Genomic DNA, 14,528 nt, shown 5'->3' with positions numbered 1-14,528 from the left:
CCGCCGGGTTACGCCGGCTCTTCCGTGAGCGTGCGGCGGCGCGCGTCGAGATCGCGCAGGGCGACGCGCACCGCCCGGCCCTCCTCCGAATCGGCCGGCACGCGCTGGATCGCGCCCAGCAGCTCGTTCTTCTCGGCATCCACCGCGCGCACGCGCAGGCGCCGCGCGAGCGAGCGCGTCGAGGCGGCGGCCTCGGCCTCGGTGAGGGCGGGGAAATCCGCCGTGAGCAGTTCCACCGCCAGCGACCGGTACGGCTCGCGCGTGGACTCGGCCGCCGTCGACGCCCACCCGATGCGGGTGCGATCCGGCTGCGCCGCGACAGCCTGGCGCACCGCATCCAGCGCCGGCGTGCGCATCGGCAATGCGAGGGCGGCATCGAGTTCGGCCGCGTCGACGACATGACCGTACTGCAGAATGCCCATCAGCGCGTCGCGTTCCAGCGCGACGTCGGCGGTGCGCGGCAGCGTGCGCAGGGTGACACGGACGGCGGGCTCACCGGCATCCGGGCCAGCCGTCGCTGCCGTCGCCGCCGGCGCGGTGTCGCGGCGGGCACCCTCCCGCCCTGCGCGCTCGACTTCGCGTCGCACCGACTCCGTGTCCATCCCGAGGCGGCGCGCGAGCACGCGCACGTACTCCGGCTGCAGCAGCGGATCGCGCAGTTCCGCGACGACGGGTGCCGCCGCCCGCAGCGCCCCGACCCTGCCCTCGACGCTGGCCAGGTCGAACCCGGCCAGGCGCTGATCGATGACGAACTCGAACATCGGCACCTTGCGATCGAGCATGCCCCGTACCGCCGCGTCACCGCGTTCCAGGCGCAGGTCGCAGGGATCCAGGCCCTCCGGGCCGGTCGCGACGTAGGTCTGCGCGTTGAAGCGCTTCGCGTCGGCGAAGGCGCGCAGCGCCGCCTTCTGCCCGGCGGCGTCGGGATCGAAGGTGAACACGACTTCGCCGGCAGTGGAGTCGTCGCCCATCACGCGGCGGAGCACCGTGATGTGGTCGGCGCCGAACGCCGTGCCACAGGTCGCGACAGCCGTCGTCACGCCGGCGAGGTGGCAGGCCATGACGTCGGTGTACCCCTCGACGACGACGACGCGGTGCGAACGGGAGACGTCCTTCTTGGCCAGGTCGAGGCCGTACAGCACCTGCGCCTTCTTGTAGATCGTCGTCTCGGGGGTGTTGAGGTACTTCGGTCCCTTGTCGTCGTCGTAGAGCCGGCGCGCCCCGAACCCGATCGTCTGCCCGGTGACGTCGCGGATGGGCCAGACCACCCGTCCGCGGAAGCGGTCGTACACGCCGCGCTGCCCCTGCGAGACGAGACCCGCCGCCGACAGCTCCTCGTCGCTGAACCCCTGCGCCCGCAGCGCGTCACGCAGCCCGTCCCAGCCCTTCGGCGCGTAGCCGACGCCGAAGTGCGCGGCGGCACCCGCGTCGAAGCCGCGCTCCCCCAGGAAGCGGCGCCCTGCGTCGGCCTCGGGGCTCGACAGCTGCGCGCGGAACCAGTCCGCAGCTGCCGCGTTCGCCTGGTACAGCCGCGTGCGTCCGCTCGTCTCCGGAGCCGCGCCGCCGTCCTCGTAGTGCAGCGCGTAGCCGATGCGACCGGCGAGGCGTTCGACGGCCTCGGTGAAGGTCAGATGGTCCATGGCGCGCAGGAACGAGTACACGTCGCCCGACTCGCCGCATCCGAAGCAGTGGTAGTAGCCGACCTGCGGTCGGACGTGGAAGCTGGGGCTGCGCTCGTCGTGGAAGGGACACAGCCCTTTCAGCGACCCCACGCCCGCCGACTTCAGCGCCACCCGCTCGCCGATGATGTCGCCGATGTTGGTGCGCGCCTTCACCTCGTCGACATCGGCCTGCCGGATGCGGGCCATCAGAGCCCCTCGATGGGCTCGGGCAGCGCGAAGCCGCTGTGCGCGACGGCGCGGCCGTCGCTGGACCACAGACCGAGTTCCCGCAGGTCGACCGGACCGATGAGGCGCGCGTGCCACTCGATGGCGAACCGATCGGTGAGGCTCGCGACCTGATCGACGACGACGCGCTTTCGCTGCGCGTCGGTGGATGCCGCGGCGAAATCCTCCGCGTGCAGGCGGTCCAGCCGTTCTGGCCGCTCCCAGAGCGCCGTCGCGAGGCGCTTGAGCACGCGACGCTGCTCCTTGTAGAGCCCGCGCCGGCCGTCGATCGTCACGACGAAGGCGCCGATGATGCCCTTCAGCACCGCCATCTCGGCCTCGATGATCCGCGGCACCACGACGCGGCCGCGGAAACGCGTGAGCACCGGTACGTCGTAGTGCTCGCGGGTGGCCGCCGTCGCGGCACGCGCGAAGCGTCCGATGAGATCGGAGGTGAGGTTCTTCAGGCCCGCCACCGCGGCCCGCGAGCCGTCGAACGAGGTCAGCCACTCGGGCATCCGGGTGAGGCGGTAGAGGGCGTCGGCGAGCTCGTCGCGGCCGAAGCCGTAGCCGACCCAGGTCTGGATGGCGCTCAGCAGCGCCTCGTGCTCGCGGGCGTCGGCCAGTCGGGCCGGATCGAGGTAGCCGTTGAGCACGGCGTCCTCGAAGTCGTGCACGGAGTAGGCGATGTCGTCGGACAGATCCATGACCTCGGCTTCGATGCAGCGCACCCGCCCCGGCGCCCCCTCGCGCAGCCACGCGAACACGGCTTCGTCTTCCGCGTAGACGCCGAACTTGTCGCGTCCGCCGGGATCGGGAACCGCGTGCTCGGACGTCCACGGATACTTGCACGTCGCGTCGAGGCTCGCGCGGGTGAGGTTCAGCCCGACGCTGCGGCCGTCCGCCGCGATGACCTTGGGCTCGAGCCGGGAGAGGATGCGGAGGGTCTGCGCGTTGCCCTCGAACCCGCCGATGTCCTCGGCCCACTCGTTGAGCGCCCGCTCGCCGTTGTGGCCGAACGGCGGGTGTCCGATGTCGTGGCTGAGGCACGCGGTGTCGACGACGTCGGGCGACAATTCCAGCGCGATCGCGAGTTCGCGACCGACCTGCGCGACCTCGAGCGAATGCGTCAGGCGGTTGCGGGCGAAGTCCGCGGGGCTGGCGGGGCTCAGCACCTGCGTCTTGGACGCGAGGCGTCGCAGCGCCGCGGAGTGCAGGACGCGGGCCCGGTCACGAGCGAAACTGTCGCGCTGAGAGCGGTGCTGCTCCGGTGCGAACCGCTCCGCGTCGTGCGCGTCGTACCCGGCAGGGCGCCCCGGGGCGACCTCGATGCCGGCCGGATCAGCCACCGCTGCTGTCCACTTCGGCTTCGGCGAGCGTGCGGCTGGCCTCGGCGCCGAGGTCGCGGCTGGCCAGCCAGCCATCCGGCAGCGCGGGACGTTTGGGCGTACCGGCACGGCCGCGCTGGCCCTCCGCGGCGGCACCCGGGTACGGCGCGTCCAGGTCGAGGGTCGCCAGCAGCGCATCGATCTCGGCGAGGCTCGACACGGTCGCGAGCTGCGCGCGCGTCTCGCCGCCGACGGGATAGCCCTTGAAGTACCAGGCGACGTGCTTGCGGATGTCGCGGCATCCCCGGTCTTCGTCCTCGAAGAACTCGACGAGAAGCTCGGCGTGGCGGCGGAAGGCGCGGGCGACGAAGCCGAGCGTCGCGTCCACCGGCGCGCCCGCCGCAGCCCCCGGCCCACCCAGCGCCCGGGCGAGGTCGCCGAACAGCCACGGGCGACCGAGGCACCCACGGCCGACGACGACACCGTCGCAGCCGGTCTCCGCCATCATCCGGACGGCGTCCTCCGCCGACCAGATGTCGCCGTTGCCGAGCACCGGGACGCTCGTGACCGCCTCTTTCAGACGCGTGATGGCGTCCCAGTCCGCCGTTCCGGAGTAGAACTCCGCCGCGGTGCGGGCGTGCAGCGCGACGGCGGCGACCCCGGCATCCTCCGCGATGCGGCCGGCGTCGAGGTAGGTGAGGTGGTCGCCGTCGATGCCCTTGCGCATCTTGACGGTCAGCGGGACCTCCCCCGCGGCGCGCGCCGCGCGCGTGACGATCTCGCGGAACAGGCCGAGCTTCCAGGGCAGCGCCGCTCCCCCGCCCTTGCGGGTGACCTTCGGGACCGGGCAGCCGAAGTTGAGGTCGATGTGGTCGGCGCGGTCCTCCTCGACCAGCAGCCGCACGGCCGCCTCGGTCGTCGCGGGGTCGACACCGTACAGCTGGATCGACCGCGGCGTCTCGGACTCGTGGTGGGTGATCAGCCGCATCGTGGTGGCGTTGCGTTCCACCAGCGCGCGCGTCGTGATCATCTCCGACACGTACAAACCCGCGCCGTATTCTCGGCACAGCCGCCGGAAAGCGGTGTTGGTGATGCCCGCCATCGGCGCGAGCACGACCGGCGCATCCAGCGCGATGGGGCCGATGCGAAGCGCGGCGGGGGTGACGAGGGTGGACATCCTGTCCATTCTCCCAGACTCGGGTGCCGACGAAGGCGGATGCCGGGCCTATCGTGGACAACATGCCCGACACCCAGACTGTGGACATCCGCGACATCCCCTTCGTCGACGCCGACGGCACCGAGCACACCCTCGCCGAGTACGCCGGCAAGACCGTCCTGGTCGTCAACGTCGCCTCCAAGTGCGGGCTGACGCCGCAGTACGAGCAGCTCGAAGAGCTGCAGCGCACCTACGGCGACCGGGGATTCCAGGTGGTGGGCTTTCCCTGCAACCAGTTCATGGGTCAGGAGCCCGGCTCGATGGAGGAGATCCTGGAGTACTGCGCGGTCACCTGGGGTGTGAGCTTCCCGATCATGGAGAAGGTCCGCGTGAACGGCTCGCACGCCGCTCCGCTGTACAAGGCGCTCAAGAAGGCGAAGAACGCCGAGGGTGCGAAGGGACCGATCATGTGGAACTTCGAGAAGTTCCTGCTGACGCCCGAGGGCACCGTGCACCGGTTCCGCCCGCAGACCAAGCCCGACGCGCCGGAGATCGTCGCCGCGATCGAGGCGAGCCTGGCGTCCTGACGCTCGGCCCCGCGCCCCGGGTGCCGTTCGCCGTCTACGGCGTCGCCCTCACCGCGATTGTGGCCCTGCTGCTCGGCAATCGGCGGCTGCGCACCCTGTCGCTGCGCAGCGCCGCCGACGACCGTTGAGCCGCTACGCCTGCTGCGGCGCGGTCTGCTGCTTCTCGGCCCAGACCTGGCGGGCGATCTGCGCGAAGGCGTCCGCCGGCTGGGCGCCCGACACGCCGTACTTGCCGTCGATGACGAAGAACGGCACGCCCTGGATGCCGTATGCCTGCGCCTGCGCCTGATCGGCGTGGACGTGGGCGAGGTAGCGTCCGGACTGCAGCGCGTCGCGCGCCGCGTCGGCATCCAGCCCCGCCTCCGTGGCGAGTTCCACGAGGTCGTCGATGCGGCCGACGTGGCGTCCTTCGGTGAAGTACGCCGACATCAGGCGCTCGGCCATCTCGTGCTGGCGGCCCTGCGCCTTCGCGAAATGCAGCAGTTCATGCGCCTTCACCGTGTTGGTGTGCTGCAGCAGGTCGAACCGGTACTCGAGGCCGGCCTTCGCGGCGACCCCGGTCACGTTGTCGAGCATCTCCTTGACGCGCTCCCGCGGCATCCCTTTGTGTCCCGCGAGGAAGTCGATCTCATCGCCCTCGAAGTCCACCGGCGTATCCGGCGACAGCTCGTAGGAGTGGAAGGTCACCTCCACCTGCGGGGCATCCGAGTCGGCAGCTGTCTGCGCCAGCCCGTTCTCGAGGTTCCGCTTGCCGATGTAGCACCACGGGCAGGCGATGTCGCTCCACACGTCGATCTTGATCTTCTCCGTCACATCGGGTGCAACGGCGAGCGGGCCGGGTTCTATTCCGCAGCGGCCGTCGGCGCGTCCACGGCGCCGCCGAAGCGGCGGTTGCGGCCGAGGTACAGCTCGATGGCGCCCCACAGGTCGGTGCGCGAGAAGTCGGGCCACAGGGTGTCGAGGAACACCATCTCCGCATAGGCGGATTCCCACAGCAAGAAGTTCGATGTGCGCTGCTCGCCGCTGGAGCGCAGGAACAGGTCGACATCGGGCATGTCCGGGACGTACAGGTGCCGCCGCAGCGTCTTCTCGGTGATCGCCGCGGGCTTCAGATGACCGGCGGCGATCTGCTCCCCCATCGCGCGCATCGCGTCGATGATCTCGTGACGTCCGCCGTAGTTGATGCACATCGTGAGCGTGAGCGTGTCGTTGCCCGCCGTCAGCTGCTCGGCGAACTGCAGCTCCTTGATGACCGATCCCCACAGGCGCGGCTTGCGTCCCGCCCAGCGGATCCGCACCCCCCACTCGTTGAGCTGATCACGTCGACGGTGCAGCACGTCGCGGTTGTAGCCCATGAGGAAGCGCACCTCCTCGGGCGAGCGCGCCCAGTTCTCCGTGGAGAAGGCGTACACGCTGAGGTGACGAACGCCGGCCTGGATGGCGCCCGCGACGACGTCGAGCAGCACCTCCTCGCCCGCCCGGTGTCCTTCGATGCGCGTGAGCCCGCGACGGTTCGCCCAGCGGCCGTTGCCGTCCATCACGATCGCGACGTGGTTCGGCACGCCGCCCTTCGGGAAGGCCGGCGGATGGATGCCGGTCCAGTCCAGCGGCCGGTAGGCGACGGCGTCGCGGTGGGTATACGGCTTGGGGCTCATCGGGCAGGCCCCGCTCGGTGGTCCACCAGCGACAGGGAGCGGATGCCGCGCTCCAGATGCCACTGCGTGTAGGCGGCGACGAGACCGGATGCGGCGGCGGTCGCCGCTTCGGCGGCGGCATCCACCTCGTCCCACTCGCCGGCGATGAGGGCGCGCAGCAGCGCGCCGGTCTCGGGGCGGATGCGGGCCGAGCCCGCCGGGGCGCAGTCGCCGCAGACGACGCCGCCCAGCTGCGCGACGAACCAGTCGTGCGGACCTACGGTGCCGCAGCGGGCGCACTCGTCGAGCGCGGGAGCCCAGCCCGACAGCGCCATCGCGCGCAGCAGGTAGGAGTCCAGGACGGAGCGCGGCGCGTGACCGCCTTGCGAGAGGGTCCGGAGGCCACCGACCAGCAACAGGTACTGCTGCGGTGTCGCCTCAGCCTCGTTCAGCCGGTCGGCCGTCTCGACCATGGCGTGCGCGGCGGTGTAGCGGTCGTAGTGCGTGGCGATCTGCGCACCGTACGCGCCGAGCGACTCGGCCTGCTGCACGATGTCCAGCGTTCGCCCCTGGTACAGCTGGACGTCGGCGACCATGAACGGTTCGAGCCGTGCGCCGAACCGCGATGAGGTGCGACGCACACCCTTGGCGACGGCACGCACCTTACCGTGACGGCGGCTGAGCATCGTCACAATGCGGTCCGCCTCCCCGAGCTTGTGGGTACGCAGGACCACGACTTCGTCGCGGTAGGTGGGCACTTATCGATTATCCCTGCCACCGGGGACAATGGAGGCGTGACGGAGCCGCTGTTCGTGATCCCGCTGTGGGCCGACCTGACCGCCGTGGGCCTGGGCGGGGTGCAGGGGGCGCTGTTCGCGTCCGGCTTCGTCGGCCAGCGACGCCTGGACTTCCTCGGGGTCGCGATCATCGGCATCCTCGTCGGCATGGGCGGCGGTCTCATCCGCGATCTGCTGCTGAACACCGAACTCGCGACGCTGCAGAGCAACTGGTACCTGCTGACGGCTCTCGGCGCGTCGCTGGTCGGGATGCTCCTGGCGGGGCTCTTCCAGCGGCTGAACGCCGTGATCGTCGCCCTCGACGCGCTCGTGATCGGCATGTTCGCCGCGTTCGGCACCGCCAAGGCGCTGGGGCTCGGGATGCCGGCGGTCCCCGCGGTGTTCGTCGGCGTGTGCGCGGCGGTGGGCGGCAGCATCCTCCGCGACGTCATCATGGGTCTGCCGGTCGCGATCATGCACGTCGGGTCGCTGTACGCCGTCGCCGCCGGCGCCGGGTGCGTCGTCCTCGCCGTCGCGCATGCCCTCGGGGCGCCGCTCGTGGCGGCGGCCATCGCCTGCGTCGTCGTCACGACCGTCATCCGGCTGCTCGCGGTGATGTTCGACATCTCCCTGCCCGAGCAGCGCGCCCTGCACCGCCGGAAGGTCGCGATCGAGACGAGCGCGATCCGGATCATCAAGCCCTGACCCGGGTGGTGCGGCGCGCGTCGTCCAGGCGCCGAGATCTCGTCCCGGCGCCGAGACCCCGCGTTGCGACGCGGGGTCTCGGCGCGCAGGCGGGGTCTCGATCAGCGGCCGCGCCGCGGCGGCCGCACGCGATCAGACGGCGGCGAGCTCGCCGGAGCGCTCCCGCGTGCGGATGGCGCGGTTCACGCACGACACGATCGCCTTCAGGCTCGCGGTCGAGATGTCGCCGTCGATCCCGACGCCCCACAGCCGCACGTCGTCGACCTGCAGCTCGACGTACGACGCGGCCTGCGCGTCGCCGCCGGCGGACAGGGTGTGCTCGACGTAGTCGTACAGCGTGACGTCGAAGCCCTGTGCCCGCACGATCTCGAGGAACGCCGACACCGGGCCGTTGCCGATCCCAGTCGTCGCGATCGAGGTGTCGCCGTCACGGAGGGTGACCTCCAACGACACTTCACCCGACATGTCGCTCTGGGTGCGCGTGGACAGCAGTTCGAAGCGGCCCCACTTGTGCTCGTCGACGGATGCCGGCAGGTACTCGTCGGTGAAGATCGCCCAGATCTGGTCGCTGGAGACCTCGCCGCCCTCGGCATCCGTCTTCGCCTGCACGACCCCGGAGAACTCGATCTGGAGTTTGCGCGGCAGATCCAGCGCGTGGTCGGTCTTCAGCAGATAGGCGACCCCGCCCTTGCCCGACTGGGAGTTGACGCGGATGACCGCCTCGTACGACCGGCCGAGGTCCTTCGGATCGATCGGCAGGTACGGAACCGCCCACTCGATCTCGTCGACCGTGACGCCGGATGCCGCGGCCCGGGCCTCCATCGCCTCGAAGCCCTTCTTGATGGCGTCCTGGTGCGATCCGCTGAACGCCGTGAACACGAGGTCGCCGGCCCAGGGGCTGCGCTCGTGCACGGGCAGCTGGTTGCAGTACTCCGCCGTGCGCTTGACCTGGTCGATGTCGCTGAAGTCAATCTGCGGGTCTATCCCCTGCGTCAGCATGTTGACGCCGAGCGCGACGAGGTCGACGTTGCCGGTGCGCTCCCCGTTGCCGAACAGACATCCCTCGATGCGGTCCGCGCCGGCCAGGTAGCCGAGTTCGGCGGCGGCGATCGCCGTGCCGCGGTCGTTGTGCGGGTGCAGTGACAGGATCACGTTCTCACGGTGCGCGAGGCGGCGGCTCATCCACTCGATCGAGTCGGCGTAGACGTTCGGCGTGGCCATCTCGACGGTCGCCGGCAGGTTGATGATGACCTTGCGGTCGGGCGTCGGCTCGAAGATCTCGATGACCTGGTTGCACACGTCGACGGCGAACTCGAGTTCGGTGCCGGTGTAGCTCTCCGGCGAGTACTCGTAGTAGACCTTCGTCTCGGGAACGCGCTTCTCGAACTCGCGGCACAGCCGCGCGCCCTCAAGGGCGATGTCGATGATGCCCTGCTTGTCGGTGCGGAACACGACCTCGCGCTGCAGGACGCTCGTCGAGTTGTACAGGTGGACGATCGCCTGCTTCGCACCCGCGATCGCCTCATACGTCCGCTCGATGAGGTGCTCGCGCGCCTGCGTCAGCACCTGGATCGTGACGTCGTCGGGGATGAGGTTCTCCTCGATGAGCTGCCGCACGAAGTCGAAGTCGGTCTGGGATGCCGAGGGGAAGCCGACCTCGATCTCCTTGTAGCCCATGCCGACGAGCAGTTCGAACATGATGCGCTTGCGCTCGGGGCTCATCGGGTCGATGAGCGCCTGGTTGCCGTCGCGCAGGTCGACGGCGCACCAGCGGGGCGCGGTCGTGATGCGCTTGTCCGGCCACGTGCGGTCGGGCAGGTCGACGCGGATCTGCTCGTGGAACGGGCGGTACTTGTGGGTCGGCATTCCGGACGGCTGCTGCGTGTTCTTCATGATGGTTCGCTTCTCTTCGCCAGATGATGCGGGCCGGTGTCAGCAATGACGAGCTCCGCGACGAGGAAGGCCCTAGAACGAGGTCTCGTCGCGGCGGCTAAGAAGAAGGAGGCCGAACGCGCGCATGGGGACAGAGTACACCCGTCTCGGGGGCCGAAGCGAAAAGCGGCCCGGTTGCAGGGAAATCCGGCGGCGTCCGCGGCGTTCGTCAGTGTCGCGGCGCGCGTCGACGGGGTGGCCAGGGCACGAGCATCGACGTCGTCCGCTGGTAGTCCCGGTATGCCGGGTACTTCGAGGCCGAGATCGACTCGGTGAAGATCGTCGAGCCGATGAAGAGGACGGTCAGCAGCGCTGCTCCGGCGATCAATCCGTTGAGCGCCCCTCCCCACAGGCCGGCGCCGGCGGAGACCGCCGCCGCGGTGCCCAGGCCGTAGAACGCCCACCACTGCGCCTGTTCGAAGAAGAAGTTGGGGTGCCGGCTGTAACGGAACAGCAGGATCGCCCACCGGTAGTCCTCCATGCCCGTGTAGCCGCCTTTGCGGGCGAAGTTGAAGGTCAGCCGGGCCGCCCACAGGGTCACGAGCACTGCCATGAGGAACAGGCGCGCGTCGGGCCGCCCGACGACGACCGCGTCGATGGCGAAGATCCACACGTAGATCGCCGGCACGATCGACCACAGGCGGTCGACCACGACGTGTCCTTCGTGACGAGCGACGCGATCCAGCAGAAGGCGCTCGCGACACCGGCGACGATCAGGACGAGGGACAGCGGATCCACGGTGACAGCCTACGGACCCGGCGCCGCCACCGGTCAGAAACCCAGTCGGCCCAGCTGCTTCGGGTCGCGCTGCCACTCCTTTGCGACCCGGACGTGGAGCTTGAGGAAGACCTTCGTGCCCACCAGGGGCTCGATCTGCGCGCGGGCACGCGTGCCGACGTCGCGCAGGCGTGAGCCCTTGTGCCCGATGATGATCGCCTTCTGGCTGTCGCGCTCGACGACGAGGTTCGCGTGGATGTCGGTCATCGACCCGTCCTCACGCTCGGCCAGGTCCTCGATCGTGACGGCGATGGAGTGCGGCAGCTCGTCGCGGACGCCCTCGAGCGCGGCCTCGCGGATGATCTCCGCGATCCGGTCCTCCAGCGACTCGTCGGTGACGACGCCCTCCTCGTAGAGCGCCGGCCCTTCGGGCATGAGCGCGAGCAGCTCGTCGGCGAGCACGTCGAGCTGTTCGCCCGCGACCGCGGACAGCGGGATGACCGCGGACCAGTCCTCGCGGAGGGAGTCGACCTCCAGCAGTCGCTCGGTGATCTCCTCCCGGGAGGCGACGTCAGTCTTCGTGACGATGGCGACCTTCTTCGCCCGCGGATAGCCGTCGAGCGAGGCGGCGATCCGGCGGTCGCCGGGACCGACCTTCTCGGTGGCCGGCACGAGGAAGCCGATGGCGTCGACGTCGCCGAGCACCTGCTCGACGAGATCGTTGAGCCGCTGACCGAGGAGGGTCCGAGGCTTGTGGATGCCCGGCGTGTCGACGATGACGAGCTGCCCGGCAGGCCGGTTCAGAATGCCGCGGATCGCGCGGCGGGTCGTCTGGGGCTTGTCGGAGGTGATCGCGACCTTCTCGCCGACGAGGGCGTTGGTCAGCGTCGACTTGCCGACGTTCGGGCGCCCCACGAACGTCACGAACCCGGATCGCGTCTCGGTCATCGTTCCTCGTTCCTCTCCGCGAACGCCGCGTCGACGGCGGCCAAGCGCTCGGTCGGCTCGACGAACACCGTCGCCAGTCCCCGGCCGCGGCCGCGCGAGGTGCCGCCGGTCAGGCGCAGCCCGGAGTACTCGGCGGACGCACCCGGCAACGGAACGCGCCCCAGCAGCTTGCCGAGCAGGCCGCCGATGGAGTCGACGTCGTCGTCCTCGAGTTCGAGGCCGAACAGCTCCCCCACCTCGTCGAGCCCGAGGCGCGCGCTCACCCGATAGCGCCCGTCGCCGAGATCCACGACCTCACTCGAGCGCGGATCGTACTCGTCGGCGATCTCACCGACGAGCTCCTCGATCAGATCCTCGAGGGTGACGAGGCCCGAGACCCCGCCGTACTCGTCGACGACGAGGCACACGTGCACGGCATCCCGTTTCATCTGCTGCAGCAGCGTCTCGGCCTTCATGGACTCCGGGACGAACACCGCCGGGCGCGCGATCTGCGCGACGGGCGCATCGCGCCAGGCCGACTCGTCGCGGAACGCGAACTGCACGAGGTCTTTCAGGTAGACGACGCCCGTGATGTCGTCGGCCTCGCCGTCGGCGACGGGAATGCGCGAAACGCCCTTGTCGAGGAAGAGCTGCATCGCCTCCTGGGTCGTCGCAGCGGCATCCACCGTCACCATGTCGGTGCGCGGCACCATGACTTCGCGCACGAATGTGTCGGTGAAATCGAAGACCGAGTGGATGAGCTCGCGGTCGTCCTCTTCGATGAGATCCTGCGAGGCCGCCTCGTCGACCATGCTGAGCAGTTGCTCCTCGCTGGCGAACGATGTGCCGCGTTGGATGCCGGGGGTCACCCGATTGCCGACGATGACGAGGAGGTGCGCGAGGGGGCCGAGGACGATACGCGCGCCGCGGATGAGCGGGGCGCAGGCGGTGATGAGCCCTCGCGCGTGCTGACGCCCGACCGCGCGCGGGCTGGCGCCCACGAGCACGAACGAGACGATCGTCATGAGGATGGCGGCGGCGAGCATCGCCCACCAGATGCTGTCGAACAGCACGGTGAAGGCGACGGTGACGAGAACCGCCGCGGTCGTCTCGGCGAGGATCCTGATGAAGACGACGGCGTTGCCGTGCGCCTCAGGGTCGGCGGCGATGCGCGCGAGCGCGCTGCCGCGGCGGGCCGTCAGCGACATCTCGACGAGGTCGGCGCGCGAAGTGACGCCCAGGGCGGCGTCGAGGGCCGCCATGAGACCGCCGAGGGCGACGAGCAGGACGGCGGCGACGAGCAGCAGAATCTCGGTCATGCGCGTCGTCGGCGCTCCGAGGCGTGGAACGCGGCGATGAGCTCGCGCTGCAGCCCGAACATCTCGCGCTCCTCGTCGGGCTCCGCGTGGTCGAAGCCGAGCAGGTGCAACAGGCCGTGCGTGGTGAGCAGGATCAGCTCGTCGAGCGTGCTGTGCCCGGCCGCCTGTGCCTGCGTCTCGGCGACCTGCGGGCAGAGCACGATGTCGCCGAGGAGACCCGGCGGCGTCGGCTGCTCCTGCGTGCCGGGACGCAGCTCGTCCATCGGGAAGCTCAGAACATCGGTGGGCCCCGGCTCATCCATCCACTGGACGTGCAGTGCCTCCATCGCGCCCTCGTCGACGAGGAGGATCGCGACATCGGCATCCGGGCTGACGTTCACCTCGGCGAGGTTGTGCGCGGTCAGCCGAAGCAGGACCGTCTCGTCGATGTCCACGCCGGACTCGTTCGTGATCTCGATGGTCATGCGCGGCCACGCCCTTTCAGATGGTCTCGGGGACCGTTCGGGCGCCCGGATCGACGCGGGTCCTGAGCTGCCCGGCGCTCGGCGCGATTGGCGAACTCCGTCGCCTCGTCGCGCTCGCGGCGCGAGGCGAGGCGCTGCTCGTCGTACTCGGTGTATGCGTCGACGATGCGGCCCACCAGCGTGTGGCGCACGACGTCGTCGCTCGTCAGGTAGGTGAAGTGGATGTCGTCGATGTCCTTCAGCACCCGGGTGACCAGGCGCAGCCCCGACGCGCCCTGCGGCAGGTCGATCTGCGTGATGTCGCCGGTGACGACCATGCGCGTGCCGAAGCCGAGGCGGGTGAGGAACATCTTCATCTGCTCGGGCGTCGTGTTCTGCGCCTCGTCGAGCACGACGAACGAGTCGTTGAGCGTGCGCCCGCGCATGTACGCCAGCGGCGCGACTTCGATCGTGCCGGAGGCCATGAGCTTCGGGACGATCTCCGGATCCATCATCTCGTTGAGGGCGTCGTAGAGGGGGCGCAGGTAGGGGTCGATCTTGTCGGTCAAAGTCCCCGGAAGGAACCCCAGCCGCTCCCCCGCCTCGATCGCGGGCCGGCTGAGGATGATGCGGCTGACCTCCTTGCGCTGCAGCGCCTGCACCGCCTTGGCCATCGCAAGGTAGGTCTTGCCGGTGCCGGCCGGGCCGATGCCGAACGTGATGGTGTTCTCGTCGATCGCGTCGACGTAAGCCTTCTGACCGAGGGTCTTCGGGCGGATCACGCGGCCGCGCGAGGACAGGATGGCTTCGCCCAACACCTCGGAAGGGCGCGGCCCGCCCTCCGTGCGGAGGATGCGGTCGCTGGCGACGACGTCCGAGGGGTCGAGTCCGTGCCCGGTGCGCGAGAGCGCCATGAGCTCCTCCACGAGGTCACGAGCGCGCGCCACAGCATCCGCCGGACCGGTCAGGGTGATCTCGTTGCCCCGGACGTGCACCTGCACATCGCGGTGCTCGCGCTCGACGACGCGCAGCAGCCGGTCCTGCGGGCCGAGCAGCTGCACCATGGCGACGCCGTCGGCGTAGAGGTGCTCGGTGACCGGCTCGGCCGGCGATCCGGA

The 14,528-nt window shown here is 70.1% G+C and carries 14 protein-coding genes; 2 read left to right on the top strand and 12 right to left on the bottom strand.

Annotated elements, in window-relative coordinates; translation table 11 throughout:
* Positions 1-8: 8 nt before the first annotated feature.
* The 3 genes from dnaG to dusB are packed head-to-tail and all read right to left on the bottom strand — an operon-like array spanning position 9 to position 4,400.
* Positions 9-1,868, bottom strand: coding sequence for a DNA primase (gene dnaG / locus JOD60_RS11655; RefSeq protein ID WP_076690762.1), 1,860 nt, complete (start codon positions 1,866-1,868; stop codon positions 9-11).
* Complete coding sequence (locus JOD60_RS11650; RefSeq protein ID WP_076690761.1) at positions 1,868-3,235, bottom strand: deoxyguanosinetriphosphate triphosphohydrolase; 1,368 nt, start codon at positions 3,233-3,235, stop codon at positions 1,868-1,870. The genes dnaG and JOD60_RS11650 overlap by 1 nt, the downstream gene beginning before the upstream one ends.
* The gene (dusB, locus tag JOD60_RS11645) at positions 3,228-4,400 is read right to left on the bottom strand and encodes a tRNA dihydrouridine synthase DusB (protein WP_372431054.1); all 1,173 of its coding nucleotides are present in this window, start codon (positions 4,398-4,400) and stop codon (positions 3,228-3,230) included. Before dusB ends, JOD60_RS11650 begins: the two co-directional genes overlap by 8 nt.
* A gap of 53 nt (positions 4,401-4,453) precedes the next feature.
* On the opposite strand from dusB, the gene JOD60_RS11640 reads away from it, so the two are divergent.
* Entirely contained in the window at positions 4,454-4,957 is a 504-nt protein-coding gene (locus tag JOD60_RS11640; protein WP_076692196.1) for a glutathione peroxidase, read from the top strand.
* Positions 4,958-5,089: 132 nt separating this feature from the next.
* Here JOD60_RS11640 and JOD60_RS11635 read toward each other — a convergent pair whose 3' ends face one another.
* From JOD60_RS11635 to recO, 3 genes are read right to left on the bottom strand one after another with little or no spacing between them, the layout of a single operon-like run.
* The gene (locus tag JOD60_RS11635) at positions 5,090-5,770 is read right to left on the bottom strand and encodes a DsbA family oxidoreductase (RefSeq protein WP_076690759.1); all 681 of its coding nucleotides are present in this window, start codon (positions 5,768-5,770) and stop codon (positions 5,090-5,092) included.
* 29 nt (positions 5,771-5,799) lie between these two features.
* Positions 5,800-6,612 (bottom strand): isoprenyl transferase, encoded by an 813-nt coding sequence (locus tag JOD60_RS11630; RefSeq protein ID WP_076690758.1) that lies wholly within the window; start codon positions 6,610-6,612, stop codon positions 5,800-5,802.
* Positions 6,609-7,349 carry a DNA repair protein RecO gene (gene recO / locus JOD60_RS11625; RefSeq protein ID WP_076690757.1) on the bottom strand — a complete coding sequence of 247 codons (741 nt, stop codon included), beginning with the start codon at positions 7,347-7,349 and terminating at the stop codon, positions 6,609-6,611. The genes JOD60_RS11630 and recO overlap by 4 nt, the downstream gene beginning before the upstream one ends.
* A gap of 36 nt (positions 7,350-7,385) precedes the next feature.
* Between recO and JOD60_RS11620 the strand changes: the two genes are divergently transcribed.
* Positions 7,386-8,072, top strand: a complete 687-nt coding sequence (locus tag JOD60_RS11620; protein ID WP_076690756.1) for a trimeric intracellular cation channel family protein — start codon at positions 7,386-7,388, stop codon at positions 8,070-8,072.
* A 132-nt stretch (positions 8,073-8,204) separates the two neighbouring features.
* Here JOD60_RS11620 and leuA read toward each other — a convergent pair whose 3' ends face one another.
* The 6 genes from leuA to JOD60_RS11590 all read right to left on the bottom strand — a co-directional run bounded on the left by leuA (position 8,205) and on the right by JOD60_RS11590 (position 14,474).
* The gene (gene leuA, locus JOD60_RS11615) at positions 8,205-9,965 is read right to left on the bottom strand and encodes a 2-isopropylmalate synthase (protein ID WP_076690755.1); all 1,761 of its coding nucleotides are present in this window, start codon (positions 9,963-9,965) and stop codon (positions 8,205-8,207) included.
* Positions 9,966-10,173: 208 nt separating this feature from the next.
* Positions 10,174-10,656 (bottom strand): DUF1295 domain-containing protein, encoded by a 483-nt coding sequence (locus JOD60_RS11610; RefSeq protein ID WP_232321603.1) that lies wholly within the window; start codon positions 10,654-10,656, stop codon positions 10,174-10,176.
* Between the two features lie 119 nt (positions 10,657-10,775).
* On the bottom strand, positions 10,776-11,669 hold the full coding sequence (gene era / locus JOD60_RS11605) for a GTPase Era (RefSeq protein WP_076690754.1): 894 nt from the start codon (positions 11,667-11,669) through the stop codon (positions 10,776-10,778).
* Entirely contained in the window at positions 11,666-12,967 is a 1,302-nt protein-coding gene (locus JOD60_RS11600; protein ID WP_076690753.1) for a hemolysin family protein, read from the bottom strand. Before JOD60_RS11600 ends, era begins: the two co-directional genes overlap by 4 nt.
* Positions 12,964-13,431 (bottom strand): rRNA maturation RNase YbeY, encoded by a 468-nt coding sequence (gene ybeY, locus JOD60_RS11595; protein WP_076690752.1) that lies wholly within the window; start codon positions 13,429-13,431, stop codon positions 12,964-12,966. Before ybeY ends, JOD60_RS11600 begins: the two co-directional genes overlap by 4 nt.
* Positions 13,428-14,474 carry a PhoH family protein gene (locus JOD60_RS11590; RefSeq protein WP_084202164.1) on the bottom strand — a complete coding sequence of 349 codons (1,047 nt, stop codon included), beginning with the start codon at positions 14,472-14,474 and terminating at the stop codon, positions 13,428-13,430. Before JOD60_RS11590 ends, ybeY begins: the two co-directional genes overlap by 4 nt.
* Positions 14,475-14,528: the final 54 nt, after the last annotated feature.

The organism is Microbacterium aurum (genome assembly GCF_016907815.1).
Taxonomy (GTDB): Bacteria; Actinomycetota; Actinomycetes; order Actinomycetales; family Microbacteriaceae; genus Microbacterium; species Microbacterium aurum.
The sequence above is the reverse complement of the archived record's forward strand: the minus strand, read 5'-3'. Positions and strand labels throughout refer to the sequence as shown.

What these genes read in the sequence shown, in the direction of transcription:
- dusB (WP_372431054.1), bottom strand. Translation starts at nt 4,400, where the DNA reads ATGGACAGGATGTCCACCCTCGTCACCCCCGCCGCGCTTCGCATCGGC.
- JOD60_RS11600 (WP_076690753.1), bottom strand. Translation starts at nt 12,967, where the DNA reads ATGACCGAGATTCTGCTGCTCGTCGCCGCCGTCCTGCTCGTCGCCCTC.
- JOD60_RS11590 (WP_084202164.1), bottom strand. Translation starts at nt 14,474, where the DNA reads ATGGTGCAGCTGCTCGGCCCGCAGGACCGGCTGCTGCGCGTCGTCGAG.
- ybeY (WP_076690752.1), bottom strand. Translation starts at nt 13,431, where the DNA reads ATGACCATCGAGATCACGAACGAGTCCGGCGTGGACATCGACGAGACG.
- era (WP_076690754.1), bottom strand. Translation starts at nt 11,669, where the DNA reads ATGACCGAGACGCGATCCGGGTTCGTGACGTTCGTGGGGCGCCCGAAC.
- JOD60_RS11630 (WP_076690758.1), bottom strand. Translation starts at nt 6,612, where the DNA reads ATGAGCCCCAAGCCGTATACCCACCGCGACGCCGTCGCCTACCGGCCG.
- leuA (WP_076690755.1), bottom strand. Translation starts at nt 9,965, where the DNA reads ATGAAGAACACGCAGCAGCCGTCCGGAATGCCGACCCACAAGTACCGC.
- dnaG (WP_076690762.1), bottom strand. Translation starts at nt 1,868, where the DNA reads ATGGCCCGCATCCGGCAGGCCGATGTCGACGAGGTGAAGGCGCGCACC.
- JOD60_RS11640 (WP_076692196.1), top strand. Translation starts at nt 4,454, where the DNA reads ATGCCCGACACCCAGACTGTGGACATCCGCGACATCCCCTTCGTCGAC.